The sequence below is a fragment of the Streptomyces chilikensis genome (genome assembly GCF_001642695.1).
In the GTDB taxonomy this organism is placed as follows: Bacteria; Actinomycetota; Actinomycetes; order Streptomycetales; family Streptomycetaceae; genus Streptomyces; species Streptomyces chilikensis.
This window is the reverse complement of sequence record NZ_LWCC02000005.1, coordinates 3,914,469-3,929,207: the sequence shown is the minus strand read 5'-3', so window position 1 is coordinate 3,929,207 and position 14,739 is coordinate 3,914,469. Positions and strand designations below refer to the sequence as shown.

General features: G+C 73.3%; 12 protein-coding genes. 3 read left to right on the top strand and 9 right to left on the bottom strand.

The features are described 5' to 3' along the window. Positions 1-97: 97 nt before the first annotated feature. Together A2U95_RS17570 and A2U95_RS17565 are read right to left on the bottom strand one after the other, a co-directional pair. Positions 98-2,728 (bottom strand): ABC transporter permease/substrate binding protein, encoded by a 2,631-nt coding sequence (locus tag A2U95_RS17570; RefSeq protein ID WP_166023646.1) that lies wholly within the window; start codon positions 2,726-2,728, stop codon positions 98-100. Further along, positions 2,728-3,864 (bottom strand): quaternary amine ABC transporter ATP-binding protein, encoded by a 1,137-nt coding sequence (locus tag A2U95_RS17565; protein WP_166023644.1) that lies wholly within the window; start codon positions 3,862-3,864, stop codon positions 2,728-2,730. The genes A2U95_RS17570 and A2U95_RS17565 overlap by 1 nt, the downstream gene beginning before the upstream one ends. 184 nt (positions 3,865-4,048) lie before the next feature. Here A2U95_RS17565 and A2U95_RS17560 point away from each other — a divergent pair, with 184 nt between their 5' ends. The 3 genes from A2U95_RS17560 (at position 4,049) to A2U95_RS17550 (ending at position 6,966) form a co-directional block, all read left to right on the top strand. Beyond that, positions 4,049-4,984, top strand: a complete 936-nt coding sequence (locus A2U95_RS17560) for a 5'-3' exonuclease (protein ID WP_240957355.1) — start codon at positions 4,049-4,051, stop codon at positions 4,982-4,984. 108 nt (positions 4,985-5,092) lie between these two features. Continuing rightward, entirely contained in the window at positions 5,093-5,989 is an 897-nt protein-coding gene (locus A2U95_RS17555) for a siderophore-interacting protein (protein ID WP_166023643.1), read from the top strand. Between the two features lie 53 nt (positions 5,990-6,042). Beyond that, positions 6,043-6,966, top strand: a complete 924-nt coding sequence (locus tag A2U95_RS17550) for a pseudouridine synthase (protein ID WP_166023641.1) — start codon at positions 6,043-6,045, stop codon at positions 6,964-6,966. Positions 6,967-7,000: 34 nt separating this feature from the next. Here A2U95_RS17550 and A2U95_RS17545 read toward each other — a convergent pair whose 3' ends face one another. The 7 genes from A2U95_RS17545 to A2U95_RS17515 all read right to left on the bottom strand — a co-directional run bounded on the left by A2U95_RS17545 (position 7,001) and on the right by A2U95_RS17515 (position 14,667). After that, on the bottom strand, positions 7,001-9,808 hold the full coding sequence (locus A2U95_RS17545; RefSeq protein ID WP_166023639.1) for a DEAD/DEAH box helicase: 2,808 nt from the start codon (positions 9,806-9,808) through the stop codon (positions 7,001-7,003). 61 nt (positions 9,809-9,869) lie between these two features. After that, positions 9,870-10,763, bottom strand: coding sequence for a diacylglycerol kinase (locus tag A2U95_RS17540; RefSeq protein WP_166023637.1), 894 nt, complete (start codon positions 10,761-10,763; stop codon positions 9,870-9,872). Positions 10,764-10,804: 41 nt separating this feature from the next. Then, the gene (gene tatC / locus A2U95_RS17535; RefSeq protein WP_166023635.1) at positions 10,805-11,773 is read right to left on the bottom strand and encodes a twin-arginine translocase subunit TatC; all 969 of its coding nucleotides are present in this window, start codon (positions 11,771-11,773) and stop codon (positions 10,805-10,807) included. Positions 11,774-11,823: 50 nt separating this feature from the next. Further along, positions 11,824-12,105: a Sec-independent protein translocase subunit TatA gene (tatA, locus tag A2U95_RS17530; RefSeq protein WP_166023633.1), complete on the bottom strand. Its 282-nt coding sequence runs from the start codon at positions 12,103-12,105 to the stop codon at positions 11,824-11,826. 274 nt (positions 12,106-12,379) lie between these two features. Beyond that, positions 12,380-12,574, bottom strand: coding sequence for a hypothetical protein (locus A2U95_RS17525; protein ID WP_166025328.1), 195 nt, complete (start codon positions 12,572-12,574; stop codon positions 12,380-12,382). A gap of 21 nt (positions 12,575-12,595) precedes the next feature. After that, on the bottom strand, positions 12,596-13,669 hold the full coding sequence (locus A2U95_RS17520) for a helix-turn-helix transcriptional regulator (protein WP_166023631.1): 1,074 nt from the start codon (positions 13,667-13,669) through the stop codon (positions 12,596-12,598). Between the two features lie 44 nt (positions 13,670-13,713). Continuing rightward, positions 13,714-14,667, bottom strand: coding sequence for a helix-turn-helix transcriptional regulator (locus A2U95_RS17515; protein ID WP_166023629.1), 954 nt, complete (start codon positions 14,665-14,667; stop codon positions 13,714-13,716). Between the last annotated feature and the right edge of the window lie 72 nt (positions 14,668-14,739).

Genomic DNA, 14,739 nt, shown 5'->3' with positions numbered 1-14,739 from the left:
CGGCGCGGCGGGTGCGGCGCGGGCCGGCCGGGTCCCGCACGCACTCCGCCCCGGCCGCGGGGGGCGACCGGGGCGGAGCGGCGCGGGCGGGCGGCCGTCACGCGTCGGAAGTCATCCGGGCGGGGACGTCCGGGTGCTCCTTCAGCCACGCCTCGACGGCCTCGGGCTCCTCGCCCTGCCCCCGGCGGACGATCTCCGCCTCCAGGGAGGCGAGTTCCTCCTCGCTCATCCGGAAGCCCTTGATCCATCCGGCGAGCCGCGGGTACTGCTCGGGGAAGTCCTCCGAGGCGATGGTGTGGATCCTGTTTCCCTCGCCCCAGGCCTTCTCCGGGTCCGCGAGCTTGGTCAGCCCGTACCGGTCGTAGGCCCAGTGCGGGGACCACAGGGTGACGGCCACCGGCTCCTTCTCCGCGTAGGCGCGCTCGAGTTCGGCGAGCATCGCCGGGGTGGAGCCGTCGACGACCTCGTACTCGTCCTCCAGGCCGTAGGCCGGCAGGACGTCCTTCTTCAGCAGGTTCATCTCGCCGGTGCCCGGCTCGATGCCGACGATCCTGCCGTCGAACTCGTCGGCGCGCCCCTTCAGGTCCTCCATGGAGTCGACGCCCTCGACGTACGAGGGCACCGCGATCTCCAGCGAGGTGGGCTCGTACCAGCTGCCGAGATCGACCAGGTCGTCCTTGGTCTTCTCCCAGAAGTTGCCCTGCGCGTGCGGCAGCCAGGCGTCGAAGTTGAGGTCGACGTCACCGCTCGCCAGGCCGGTGTAGACGGGGCCGACGTCCATCTGCCGGAGGTTCATCGTGTAGCCGCGGTCCTCCAGGACGTGCTTCCAGAGGTGGGTGACGGCGATGTCCTCCTCCCACGGGAACCAGGCGACCTCCAGCGGTCGTCCGGCCTCCCCGTCGCCCTCGGCGCCCTTGGCGCCCTCGGGCAGCGGGGCCCACTCGTCCACCAGGCCGGGGTGCTTCTCCAGCCAGGCCTTGACGGCCTTGTCCTGGTTGCCCTTGCCGGCCGCGTTGATGTCCGCCTCGAGGCCGGTGAGCTGCTTCTCCGACATCGTGAAGTCGCGCAGCCAGCCGGCCACCACCGGGTTCTCCTCGGAGTACCCGTCGCGGGCCAGCGTGTGGATCTCGTCGCCGGCGCCCCAGGCGTCCTTGGGGTCCTTCAGCTTCTTCAGCTCGAAGTCGCTGTACGCCCAGTGCGGCGACCACAGGGTCACCACGATCGGCTCCTCGGCCGCGTAGGCGCGCCTGAGCTCGGCGAGCATGGCGGGGGTCGAGCTGTCGACCACCTCGTACTCGCCCTCCAGGCCGTACTCCCCGAGCACCTTGTTCTTCAGCAGGTCCATCTCGCCCGCGCTGGGCTCGATGCCGGTGATCCTCCCGCCGAACTCGTCGGCGCGCCCCTTGAGGTCCTCCATGGAGTCGATGCCCTCCATGTAGGCCGGGACCGCCAGCTCCAGGGAGGTGGGTCCGTACCAGGAGCCCAGGTCCTCCACCTTGCCGCCGTGCTTCTTCAGGAACGGGCCGGAGGTGGTGGGCAGCCAGGCGTCGGTCTGGAAGTCGATGTCGCCGTTGGCCAGCGCCGTGTACAGCGGCGCCACGTCGTACTGCTGGACCTCGACGTCGAAGCCGCGCCGCTCCAGGACGTTCTTCCAGACGTAGGTGGAGGCGACGGCCTCCTCCCACGCGACGTGCCCGATGGTGACCTTCTTGCCCTTGCCGATGTCCGCCGCGTCGCCGACGGCCGTGGCGGGGGCGTCGCCCGCGCCGCCCACGGCTCCCAGCAGTCCGGCGGTGAGCGCCAGCGCGACCACGCCGACCCCCGCGACGACCGGTCGCGGCCGGTGCGACAGGACCCGCGCGAGGCCCGTCGTGCGCACGGCCGCGGCGGCTCGGCGGCCCAGCGGGGAGAGCTCCCGGCCCAGCGCGCCGGTCATCCGGTCCAGGTAGACGGCGAGGATCACGATGGACAGGCCCGCCTCGGCGCCCAGGCCGACGTCGAGCTGGCCGATGGCCTCGTTGACCGCGCCGCCGAGGCCGCCGGTGCCGACCATGCCGGCGATGGCCGCCATGGACAGGCCCAGCATGATGACCTGGTTGACGCCCGCCATGACGGTGGGGAGCGCCAGCGGCAGCTGGACGCGGAGCAGGGTGTTGCGCCGGGTGGTGCCGAAGGCCTCGGCCGCCTCGACCAGTTCGGGGTCGACCTGCCGGATGCCCAGTTCGGTCATCCGGACGGCGGGCGCGACGGCGAAGATCAGGGTGGCGACGATGCCCGCGGGGGCGCCGGTGCCGAAGAAGATGATGGCCGGGATCAGGTACACCATGGCCGGCAGCGTCTGCATGAAGTCCAGCACCGGGCGCACCGCGGCGCTCACCCGGTCCGAGCGCGCGGCCCAGATGCCGACCGGGACGCCCACGGCGAGGGCGATCACGGTGGCCACCAGCAGCAGGGCCAGGGTGGACATGGAGTCCGACCACAGGCCGAGCGCGTCGACGAAGAGGAAGCCGAGGAGGGACAGCAGGCCGGCGGACAGACCGCGCAGCCGCCAGGCGACCACCGAGAGGATGCCGGTCAGCAGCAGCGGCTCCGGCGCCTGGAGCACGGCGTCCAGGCCGTCGTAGGCGCCCTCGAAGACGGTCCTGCAGAAGTCGAAGAGCCAGGCCAGATGTGCGCGGAGCCATTCGACCCCGGTGTCGACCCACTCGCCGAAGGTGATGCGGGGCATCAGGCGGCCACCCCCTCGGGGCCGGTGGTATGCCGGTCGCAGGCGGCGGGCCTCCCGGCCGCGCCGCCGGTGCCGCCGGTGGAGGCGGTGCCGGCGGCGTCCACGGCGTCGAGGTCCACGTCGCCGATCACCGCGACCAGCTGCTCCTGCGACACCGTGCCGACCACGGCGCCCTCGTCGTCCACCACGGCGACGGGGTGCCGGAGCCCGGCGCACAGCGCGCACAGCTCGTCGAACGGCGTGTCGGGCGTCGCGGTCGGGCAGCCGCAGCCGGGCTCCTCACCGGGGGCCGAGGCGTCCATCACGGAGGCCGCGGTCAGCACCTTGGAGCGGTCGACGTCCCGGGTGAAGGAGGCGACGTACTCGTCCTCAGGGCGGACCAGGATGTCCTCGGCGGTGCCGATCTGCACGATCTCGCCGTCCCGCATGACGGCGATGCGGTCGCCGAGGCGCATCGCCTCGTTGAGGTCGTGGGTGATGAAGACGATGGTCTTGTGCAGCGTCTTCTGCAGCTCCAGCAGCTGGTCCTGCATCTCGCGGCGGATCAGCGGGTCCAGGGCGCTGAACGACTCGTCCATCAGCAGCAGGTCGGCGTCGGTGGCCAGCGCGCGGGCCAGTCCGACGCGCTGGCGCATGCCGCCGGAGAGCTCGTCGGGCCAGGACTTCTCCCAGCCCTCCAGCCCGCACAGGGCGAGCGCCGCGGCGGCGCGCTCCTCCCGTTCGGCGCGCGGGACGCCCTGGACCTCCAGTCCGTAGGCGGCGTTCTGCAGCACGGTGCGGTGGGGGAAGAGCGCGAAGTGCTGGAAGACCATGCTGATGCGCCGCGACCGCAGGGCGCGCAGCTCGGCGGCGGTGAGCGAGGCCAGGTCCTGGCCGTCGAAGCTGATGGTTCCGGCGGTCGGCTCGAGCAGCCCGTTGAGCATGCGCAGCAGCGTGGACTTGCCCGAGCCGGAGAGGCCCATGACCACGAAGATCTCGCCCGGCTCCACGGTGAAGGAGGCGTCGATGACGGCGGCCGTGACGCCGTCGGACCTCAGCTCTTCGCGATCGGCGCCTTTGCGCAGCCGCTCCACCGTCTGCCCGGGTCTACCGCCGAACACCTTGTACACGTGCTCGGCCCGCAATCTGGATGACACGTTCTGCCTCTCGTCCTTCCGTCCGACATCCGCGCCGTTGGCATATGCAACAGGCGCGGGCAGAAGCCGTGCCTGCCCGTGCCCACCGGGGACAAACACCCGCCCCGGCCGCCTTCACGGCACGCTCACATCCGTGTCCGGCCCGAGACGTGCCCGAACCACCGGTACGGCAAGATGACCAGACGTGACCGGACGACTGATGCTCCTCGACACCGCCTCCCTCTACTTCCGCGCCTACTTCGGCGTGCCCGAATCGGTGAAGGCGCCGGACGGCACGCCGGTGAACGCCGTGCGCGGCCTGCTCGACTTCATCGACCGCCTGGTCAGGGACCACCGCCCCGACGCCCTGGTGGCGTGCATGGACGCGGACTGGCGGCCGGCGTGGCGGGTGGAGCTGATCCCCTCCTACAAGGCCCACCGGGTGGCCGAGGAGCGCGCCGGGGGTCCCGACGCCGAGGAGGTCCCGGACACCCTCTCGCCGCAGGTCCCGGTGATCGAGGCGGTGCTGGACGCGCTGGGCATCGCCCGGGTCGGCGTCGCCGGCTACGAGGCGGACGACGTCATCGGCACCTTCACGGCCCGCGCCACGGGACCGGTGGACATCGTCACCGGCGACCGGGACCTCTTCCAGCTGGTCGACGACGCCCGCGGGGTGCGGGTGCTGTATCCGGTGAAGGGCGTCGGCAACCCGCAGATCATGGACGAGGCCGCGCTGCGCGAGAAGTACGGGGTGGACGGCGGCGGCTACGCCGACCTGGCCCTGCTGCGCGGCGACCCGAGCGACGGCCTGCCCGGCGTGCCGGGGGTCGGCGAGAAGACCGCCGCCAAGCTGCTGGAGAGGTTCGGCGACCTGGCCGGGATCATGGCCGCGGTGGACGACCCGGCCTCCGGCCTCACCCCGGCGCAGCGCCGTCGGCTGGACGAGGCCCGGGCGTACGTGGCGGTGGCCCCGAAGGTGGTGCGGGTCGCCCCGGACGTGCCGCTCCCCGAGGTCGGCACGGCCCTGCCCCGGGCGCCCCGCGACCCGGAGACGGTGCGGGCGCTGGCCGCGCGCTGGAACCTGGGCGGGTCGCTCCAGCGCCTCCTGGCGACCCTGGAGGGGGCGACGGACGGGGCGTGACGCGGCTCCGGGGGACGAAAACGCCGTCGACATGTGCCCGGGCAAGGTCACGACCGCCGATTCGGTGCTAGCTTAGGGGAGCCTAAGCTAACCAGCAGGGAGGCCGTCATGTCAGCGCGCCCGGTCCGCAAGAGTCCGCCGAAGCCGCACCTCGGGCGGGTGGTCCGCACGCAGCGGCTCACCCCGCACATGCAGCGGGTGGTCTTCGGCGGCGAGGGCCTGGCCGGCTTCGAGGCGGGAACCCGCACGGACCACTACGTGAAGCTGGTGTTCCCCGCCGAGGGCGTCGAGTACCCCGAGCCGTTCAGCATGGCCCGCGTCCGCGAGGAGTTCCCCCGCGAGCAGTGGCCGGTCACCCGCACCTACACGGTCCGCGCCTGGGACCCGGAGCTGCGCGAGCTGACCGTCGACTTCGTGGTCCACGGCGACGAGGGCCTGGCCGGCCCCTGGGCGCTGCGCGCGCGGCCCGGTGACACCCTGCTGATGCTGGGCCCGGGCGGCGCCTACGCCCCGGACCCGTCGGCGGACTGGCACCTGCTGGTGGGGGACGAGAGCGCCCTGCCGGCGATCTCCGCGGCCCTGGAGGCGCTGCCGGCGGGGGCCGAGGTGCGCGCCTTCGTCGAGGTCTCCGGTCCCGAGGACGAGCAGAAGATCGACACCGACGCGGAGGTCGTCTGGCTGCACCGCGGCGACGCCCCGGTGGGCTCCCTGCTGGTCGGGGCCGTCACGGCGATGGAGTGGCCCGGGGGCCGGGTGCACGCCTTCGTGCACGGCGAGGCCGCCTTCGTCCGGGACCTGCGCCGGATGCTGCGGCTGGAGCGCCAGGTACCCCGGGAGGACCTGTCGGTCTCCGGCTACTGGCGTCTGGGCCACACCGAGGACCGCTGGCAGGCGGCCAAGCCGGAGTGGAACGCCGCCGTCGAGGCCGAGCAGGAGGGCGCGGCCCCGGAGGCGGCCGGCGCGCCGGCCGCCTCCGGCCGGGTCCTCTCCCCGGCCGCGGCCTGACGGATCAGACCGGGTGCGGGCCCGACGGCCCGCACCGGACGCCCGCCGCACCGATGGCCCGCAGAAGCTCCGCACCGCCCTCCCCGCTGCCGCAGCGCGACGGGGTCGACCCGGTGCGCGTCCGCCTGCCCGCGGGCGGTCCCGGGGCGACCGTGGGCGAGCACCTGAGGGCACGGCTGGCGGCCGGGCCCGGGGTGATCGACGCGATGTTCGCCGCCGGGGCGATCGTCGGCGCGGACGGCCGTCCCGTGGACCCGCAGACCCCCTACCGGGCCGGACTGCACGTCTGGTTCCACCGCGAGCTGCCCGCCGAGGAGCCGGTGCCGTTCCCGGTGGAGGTCGTGTACCGGGACGAGCACATCGTGGTCGCCGACAAGCCGCACTTCCTGGCGACCACCCCGCGCGGCCGCCATGTGGCCGAGACGGCGCTGGCCCGGCTGCGGCGCGACCTCGGCATCCCCGCCCTGACCGCCGCGCACCGGCTGGACCGGCTCACCGCGGGCCTGGTCCTGTTCACCGTGCGGCCCGAGGAGCGGGGCGCGTACCAGACGCTCTTCCGGGACCGGCGGGTCGTCAAGGAGTACGAGGCGGTCGCCCCCCACGACCCCGCGCTGGAGCTGCCCCGGGTGGTGCGCAGCCGCCTGGTGAAGGAGCGGGGGTCGCTGACCGCGCGGGAGGTGGAGGGCGAGCCCAACGCCGTGAGCCGGGTGGAGCTGACCCGGCGGCGCGGAGGCCTCGGCCGGTACCGGCTGCTTCCGGAGACGGGGCAGACGCACCAGCTGCGCGTCCACCTGTGCGCGCTGGGCGTGCCCATCCTGTGGGACCCGCTGTACCCCGTGGTGGCCCCGCCCGCCGCCCCGGACGACTTCTCCCGGCCGCTGCAGCTGCTGGCCCGCGTGCTGCGCTTCACCGACCCGGTGACCGGGCGGAGGCACGAGTTCCGCAGCGGGCGCGAGCTGGAGGGCTTCCCCTCCTAGGCCCGCGCCCGGGTGGCGGTGCCCTGCTCCGCCGCTACCCCACCGAGGAGTAGGCGACCACGCCCCGCAGCAGCGCGTCGACGGCCCTGCGCGCCGTCCTCGGCACGGTGGATCCCTCGGCGGGGGCCGCCGCGGCGATCTGGCCGAGCACGTCGATGACCTGCTTGCACCAGCGCACGAAGTCGCCGGCCGGCATCTCCGCCTCCCGCAGCACCTCGTCGAGGCCCTTGTCGGAGGCCCACATGTAGGCCGCCCAGGCGAAGCCGAGGTCCGGCTGCCGCTGGCCCACGCCCTCGGTCTGCCGGATGCGGAAGTCCTCCTCCAGCGCGTCCAGCCGGCCCCAGATGCGGACCGTCTCGTCCAGGGCGGCCTTGGCCTTGCCGGAGGGCACCTTGGGCGCCAGGGCGTCGTCCCCGGACCGGGACTCGAAGACCAGCGCCGAGACGCAGGCCGCGAGCTCCGCCGGACTCAGCCCCTCCCAGACGCCGGCCCGCAGGCACTCGCTGGACAGCAGGTCCAGCTCGCCGTAGAGGCGGGCCAGCCGCTTGCCGTGCTCGGTGACCTCGTTGCCGCGCAGGTAGTCCAGCTCGGTCAGCAGGGCGACGATCCGGTCGAAGGTCCGGGCGATGGTGTTGGTCCGCCCCTCGATGCGCCGCTCCAGCTGCGAGGTGTCGCGCATCAGCCGCTGGTACCGCTCGGCCCACCGGGCGTGGTCCTCGCGGTCGTCGCAGCCGTGGCAGGGGTGGGCCCGCAGGGCGGTGCGCAGCCGCTTGATCTCCCGGTCGTCGGCGGCCTCGGCGCGGCGCTTGCGGTGCCGCTCGGGCGCGATGTGCCCGGCCTTGGTGCGCAGCGCGGACGCCAGGTCGCGGCGTGACTGCGGGGAGCGCGCGTTGAACGACCTGGGGATCCGCATCCGGTCCAGCGGCTCCACCGGCACCGGGAAGTCCATCTCGGCGAGGCGCTTGACCTGGCGCTCGGCGGTGAGCACCAGCGGCCGCGGCCCGTCGTGCCGGTCGAAGCCGCGGTGGCCGTCGGTCCGCCCGGCGGGCAGGCCCGGGTCGAGGACCAGGGCGAGCCCGGCGTACTTGCCGGTCGGCACGTGGATGATGTCGCCGGGCCTCAGCCGCTCCAGGGAGGCGGCGGCCTCGGCACGGCGCAGGTGGGCGCCCTGCCGGGCCAGCTCGTTCTCCCGGTCCTTGAGTTCGCGGCGCAGCCGGGCGTACTCGTCGAAGTCGCCCAGGTGGCAGGTCATGGCCTCCTTGTAGCCGGCCAGACCCTCCTCGTTCTTGCGCACCTGCCGGGAGATCCCGACCACCGACTTGTCGGCCTGGAACTGGGCGAACGAGGTCTCCAGCAGCTCGCGCGAGCGGTGCCGGCCGAACTGCTCGACCAGATTGACCGCCATGTTGTACGACGGCTTGAAGCTGGACCGCAGCGGATAGGTGCGGGTGCCCGCGAGACCGGCCAGGTGCTCGGGGTTCATCGCGCGCTGCCACAGCACCACGGCGTGGCCCTCGACGTCGATGCCGCGGCGGCCGGCCCGGCCGGTGAGCTGGGTGTACTCGCCGGGGGTGATGTCGGCGTGGGTCTCGCCGTTCCACTTGACCAGCTTCTCCAGCACCACCGAGCGGGCGGGCATGTTGATGCCCAGGGCCAGCGTCTCGGTGGCGAAGACCGCCTTGACCAGTCCGCGGACGAAGAGCTCCTCGACGACCTCCTTGAAGGTCGGCAGCATGCCGGCGTGGTGGGCGGCGATGCCGCGCTCCAGGCCCTCCAGCCACTCGTAGTAGCCGAGGACGTGCAGGTCCTCGGTGGGGATGGAGGCGGTGCGTTCCTCGACCAGTTCGCGCACCTTCTGGCGGGCGGCGTCGTCGTTGAGCCGGAGGCCTGCGTAGAGGCACTGCTGGACGGCGGCCTCGCAGCCGGCCCGGCTGAAGATGAAGGTGATCGCGGGGAGCAGGCCCTCGGCGTCGAGGCGCTCGATGACCTCGGCGCGGCTGGGCGTCCAGACCCGCGACCGCTGGCGGCGCTCCCGCTCCCGGTCGGCCTCGCGCATCATCTTGCCGCGGCGGCGCTCCTGGTAGGAGGGACGGCTGGCCTCCAGCCGGGCCATCCGGGTCAGGTCCGGGTTGACGGCCTTCCGGTGGCCCTCGGCCTCCTCGAACAGGTCGTACATCCGGCGCCCGGCCAGCACGTGCTGGAAGAGCGGCACGGGGCGGTGCTCGGAGACGATCACCTCGGTGTCGCCGCGGACGGTGTCCAGCCAGTCGCCGAACTCCTCGGCGTTGGAGACGGTCGCGGAGAGGGAGACCAGGGTGACGGACTCCGGGAGGTGGATGATCACTTCCTCCCAGACGGCGCCGCGGAACCGGTCGGAGAGGTAGTGCACCTCGTCCATCACCACGTAGCCCAGGCCGAGCAGGGTCTGCGAACCGGCGTAGAGCATGTTGCGCAGCACCTCGGTGGTCATCACGACCACCGGGGCGTCGGAGTTCACGCTGTTGTCACCGGTGAGCAGGCCGACCTTGTCGGCGCCGTAGCGGCGGCACAGGTCGGAGTACTTCTGGTTGGAGAGCGCCTTGATGGGCGTGGTGTAGAAGCATTTCTTGCCCTGGTTCAGGGCCAGGTGGACGGCGAACTCGCCGACGATCGTCTTGCCGGAGCCGGTGGGGGCGGCCACGAGCACGCCCTTGCCGCTCTCCAGGGCCTTGCACGCCTCTATCTGGAACGGATCCAGACCGAAGTCGTACATCTCGCGGAACGTGCCGAGCGCGGTGGCCTGCTCCGCGGCGCGCCTTCGGGCTGCCGCGTACCGCTCGGCGGGAGAGAGATCCTCTGTCATCGTACGTTCGAGCGTACCCGCCGCCGCCGACAACCGAACGATCTTTTGCGGGGCGCCGCCGTCAGCCGGCGCCCGCCACCCGCACCGCGCGGGGGACGCACTCCGCGGTGATCGGCAGCGGGCCGAGCCGCTCCCCGTCGGCGTAGGCGGTCAGGTCCTCCGCCGCCAGCTCGATCCGCGACGCGCGGTACGTGGTCACCACCGGGTGGTCGACGTGCGTGCCCCGGTAGACGCGCGGGAAGACCTTCAGCAGCGTGGCGCGGCCGCAGCCGCCGACCACGGTCACGTCGAGGAGGCCGTCCCGCATGTCCGCGCCGGGGCAGATCCGCATGCCGCCGCCGTAGGAGGTCCCGTTGCCGACGGCGACCAGGGTCGCCTCCACCTCGCGGGTCTCCCCGCCGTCCAGGGTGAGCCGGTACCGCAGGGGCCGGAACGCGGCGAGTTCCGCGACGATCGCCAGGTCGTACCGGAAGCGGCCGACCGGCAGTCCCATGCGGTTGCCCCGGTCGTTGACCCGCGAGTCGAATCCGGTGGCGACCACGGTGCCGAACCAGCGTCCGTCCACCCGGCCCAGGTCGACCTCGACGAGCCGGGACTCCTTCAGCGTGGCGGCGATCCGTCCCGCCGCGGCGGCCGGGTCGCGCAGCGGGAGGCCGAGCGCGCCCGCGAAGTCGTTGCCGGTGCCGACGGCGACCACCCCGAGGGGGGTGCCGGTGCCCGCCACGGCCTGGAGCGCCAGGTGGACCAGGCCGTCCCCGCCTACGGCGACCAGCGCGCCGGTGCCGTCCGCGACGGCCTGGCGGGCCCGGGACAGCGCGTCGTCCGCGTCGAGGCCGAGGACCGTGCGCACGGAGAAGCCGGCGGCCCGCAACGCCGACGCGGCCGGCTGCGCCGCGCGGGCGCCCCGGCCGCGTCCCGCGGTGGGGTTGACGAAGAGCGCTATCTCGCTGGTCACGGCGGCACCCTACGAGGCCGGCGCGCCGGAGGGGAGCCCGGTCAGGTCACGTCGTCGTAACCGTTGACCCGGCCGGGAAGTTCCGCCCGCCCGCCGCCGGCCTGCTCGGGGAGCACCGGCGCGACCGCGACCGGCTCGGTCCCCTCGATCGGCTCGGGCGTCAGATCCAGCTCGGACGCCTCGTCGTCGGAGGGCCCCGCCTCGTCGCGCAGCCGCCTGCGGCGGTCGTTGAGCAGCGAGAAGCCCACGGCCGCGAAGTAGAGCAGCCAGATCGGCGCGGCCAGGGCGAGCATGGTCAACGGGTCCGTGCTCGGCGTCGCGAAGGCGGAGAACAGGGTGATGCCCAGGATCATCCCGCGCCACCATCCGAGCATCCGCCGGCCGGTGATCACGTCGCTCATGTTGAGCATGACCAGCAGCAGCGGCAGTTCGAAGGAGAGACCGAAGATGATCACCATGCGGGTGACCAGGTCCAGCAGGTCGTCCAGCGGAAGCAGGTTGTCCACGCCGAACGGGGTGAACTCGATCAGCACCTTCGCGGAGGTCGGCAGGACCATGTACGCGAAGTAGCCGCCGGCCAGGAAGAGGGGGAAGCCCACGCCGACGAAGGCGTACGCGTACTTCTTCTCGCTCTTGTGCAGACCGGGGGCGATGAAACCCCAGAGCTGGTAGAGCCAGATCGGCGAGGCGAGAACCACACCGGCCATCAAGGACACCTTGAGCGCCAGGGTGAACGGCGTGATCAGACCGTTGATGGTGATTCGCGCGCACGGGTCGGCGCCCTCGGCCTGCTTCGCAAGTTCGGCGAAGCTCATCGTGCAGCCCACCGAGTCCAGAACCGGCTCGGTGAAGAAGTTGATGATGTCGTTGTAGAAGAAGGCGGCGCCCACCGTGACCACGACGATGGCGATGACGGCCTTCATCAGCCGGGTGCGCAGCTCGCGCAAGTGGTCCGCAAGGGGCATCCGCCCCTCCGGATCACTCTCCTTCTTGCGGGCAGACTTGAGCAACCCACATCCTCATCTCGTGCGGCAGACCGGAGGAGAGTCCGGCCCGGACGTCAGCGCTTGGTCGTGTCGGTGGGCTCGCTCACCGGGCGCGAGCTGGTCACGTCACCGGGGGCGGCCTGGATGACACGCGGCGCGGGCTCGTCGGAGGCGGGCGGACCGGCGGGGGCCGCCTCGTCCTTCTTGCCCTCCTCCTTCATCGCCTTGGCCTCGCTCTTGAGGATGCGGGCGGACTTGCCGAGGGACCGAGCCATGTCGGGAAGCTTCTTGGCGCCGAACAGCAGCAGGATGACGACGAGGATCAGAATGATCTCGGTAGGTCCGAGCCGTCCCATAAGTCTTTACCTTCTCACCGAGGCCACTGGGGGTGTTGTGCTGCCGGGGGCGGACAGCGGTCCGGCCTCCGTCAGCGATCGTAACGGCCGGGAATGAACGATGGGCATCCCCCGGACGTACTCCCGGTCACACGAGCCGATGCCTCGTTTCCGGCCCGCGAGCAAGCAGCGTACCTGCCGCCGCCCCCGCTCGAACAGGGTCGGGCGTCCTGCCGGCCCTGCGCCCGGGGCCGTCCCGCGCTCACCGGATCGGGTCTTCGCGCAGGTGAGAGCCTCACAGGCGGCCGGCGGCCCGCGCCGTCCGCTCCGCGGCCTGTTCGAGGTCCGCGGCGGCGGTGCCGATCCGCCGGGCCGACTCCTCCACCTGCGTCCCCAGCCGCCGCACCTCGAGGAACACCCGCACGGCGAGCACACCGAGCACGGTGAGCCCCAGGAAACCGAGGGCGACGGCGAGCATCGCCCAGAACATCGCGCCGGACATGGGGCGAGCCTACGCGCCGGCCGGTGCGGCGCCCGCACCGGCGGTGTCCGCCGGGGCGGCGGAGCCGGTGGCGGCCCCGGTGCCGAACAGGCCGTCGCCGTCCTCCCCGTAGGCGGCCAGGGCCTCGCGGGCGGCACGCCGGGCGCTCTCGGCGAGCTCCACCGGGGCGACGATCCGGCCGTCGGGGCCCAGCCGCAGCGCCAGGCGGCGCAGCGACTCCGGGGCGGGGGTGCGGATGGTGATCCGCAGCCCGCCGTCGGGGAGCTCCTCGGCGCCCTCGTGCGGGTAGTACTCGGCGACCCAGCGGCCGGCCGGCCCGACCTCGACCACGACCTCCGGGTCGTCGGCGGAGGGCTGGACCAGTCCGGCGGACAGGTCGCGCGGCTCGATCCGGGGCGGCTCGGAGGGCTCGTCGAGGATGCGGATCTCGGCGACCCGGTCCAGGCGGAAGGTGCGGCGCGCCTCGGAGCGGCGGCACCAGGCCTCGACGTAGGTGTGGCCGACGCTGACCAGGCGGATCGGGTCGATCTCCCGCTCGGTGACCTCGTCGCGGGCCGGGGACCAGTAGCGGATCCACAGCCGGCGGCCCTCGGAGATCGCCCGGTCGACGTCGGCGAAGACGCCGCCCTCGGACTCGAAGGTCACCGACAGGCGGGAGCTGGCCTCGGCGGTCTCGCCCGCGGCGGTCTCCACCTTGGCGGTGGCGCGCAGCAGCGCCTGCCGGTCGCCCTCGCGCAGGCCGGGCAGGGTGGCCACGGCACGGGCGGCGACCAGCAGCGCGGTGGCCTCGTCGGAGGCCAGGCGCAGCGGCTGGGCGGCCTCGGCGGCCAGCGCGGCCGGGTTGTGCCACCAGATGTGCTCGCCGTCGGTGTCGATGTCCAGCAGGTCGCCGCCGCGGAAGCTGGTGCCGCACATGGGCAGCAGTTCGAGGTCGGCGATCAGCTCGTCCCCGGTGACGCCGAAGGCGCGGGCCACGTCGGCGACCCGGGCGCCGGGGCGCTCGCGGAGGTAGGTGACCAGGGAGAGCATCCGCCGGGTCTGGTCGATGGCGTTGGCGGGACGGGTGCCCCGGCTGGTCGTCATGCTGGCGTTCCCCTCATCGATGCAGTTCCCACAAAGGGAGCCCCTCAGCCCTTGGCCACGGCGCGCAGCCGGTCGATCACGTCGGCCCGCAGTTCGGCCGGCTCCACCACCACCACGTCGGGCCCGAACTCGACGAGCAGGGCGTCGAGGCCGTGGCCGTACGGGATCTCCACCTCGTCCCAGCCGTCGCCGAGCGGCCGGACGGCGGTGGCGCGGGCGCGCAGCGGGTAGCCGCAGCCGGTGCGCAGCCGGACCAGCGCGGAACGCTCGGCGCTCTCGCCGGCCCAGCGGGCCACCGTCTCGCGGACCCGGACCACGTCGGGGACCTCGGCGGTGAAGGCGCCGGTGCGGGTGCGGACCTTGCCGGTGATCCGGGAGAGCCGGAAGACCCGCTCGGCGCCGCGGTCGCGGTCCCAGCCGGCCAGGTACCAGTGACCGCGCCAGCACTCCAGTGCCCAGGGTTCCACCTGGCGGGGCTCGGGGGCGGCGGCGGTGGCCTTGCGGTAGTCGAAGACGACCGGGCGGCGGTCGCGGCAGGCCAGCATCAGCGGCTCGAAGGCGGCTTCGTGGACGGGGATGCGCGGCTCGAGCGCGCCGTTGGTCGCGTACGGGTCGACGTCCTCGGGCAGTCCGGCGGCGCGCAGCTTCTGCAGGGCGCCGCTGGCCGCCCCGGCCAGCCGGGCCTGCTGCCAGACGCTGGCGGCCAGGCCCAGTGCGGCGGCCTCCTCGGCGTCCAGGGTGATCGGCGGGAGCTGGTTGGAGCCGTGGCGGGCCAGGTAGCCGACCTCGCCGTCGAGGTTCTCGACGGTCTCGATGACCAGTCCGAGCTCCCGCAGGTCGTCCTTGTCCCGCTCGAACATGCGGTTGAACGACTCGTCGGTGGTGGCCTCCATGTAGGCCTCCAGGGATGCGCGCAGCTCGCGCTTGCTGAGCGGCCGCCGGGTGCCCAGCAGGCACAGTGCCAGGTTCATCAGCCGCTCTGCCTTGGCAATCGCCACGACGCCCTACGCCCTCTCCCTCGTCACTTCCGACGGACGACCGTACCGCTCCGAGGCCCCGGGGGGAAAGCC

Bases quoted from the DNA above. Each gene is read 5' to 3' on its own strand.
- A2U95_RS17570 (WP_166023646.1), bottom strand. From the start codon at position 2,728: ATGCCCCGCATCACCTTCGGCGAGTGGGTCGACACCGGGGTCGAATGG.
- A2U95_RS17555 (WP_166023643.1), top strand. From the start codon at position 5,093: ATGTCAGCGCGCCCGGTCCGCAAGAGTCCGCCGAAGCCGCACCTCGGG.
- A2U95_RS17550 (WP_166023641.1), top strand. From the start codon at position 6,043: ATGGCCCGCAGAAGCTCCGCACCGCCCTCCCCGCTGCCGCAGCGCGAC.
- A2U95_RS17545 (WP_166023639.1), bottom strand. From the start codon at position 9,808: ATGACAGAGGATCTCTCTCCCGCCGAGCGGTACGCGGCAGCCCGAAGG.
- tatA (WP_166023633.1), bottom strand. From the start codon at position 12,105: ATGGGACGGCTCGGACCTACCGAGATCATTCTGATCCTCGTCGTCATC.
- A2U95_RS17525 (WP_166025328.1), bottom strand. From the start codon at position 12,574: ATGTTCTGGGCGATGCTCGCCGTCGCCCTCGGTTTCCTGGGGCTCACC.
- A2U95_RS17520 (WP_166023631.1), bottom strand. From the start codon at position 13,669: ATGACGACCAGCCGGGGCACCCGTCCCGCCAACGCCATCGACCAGACC.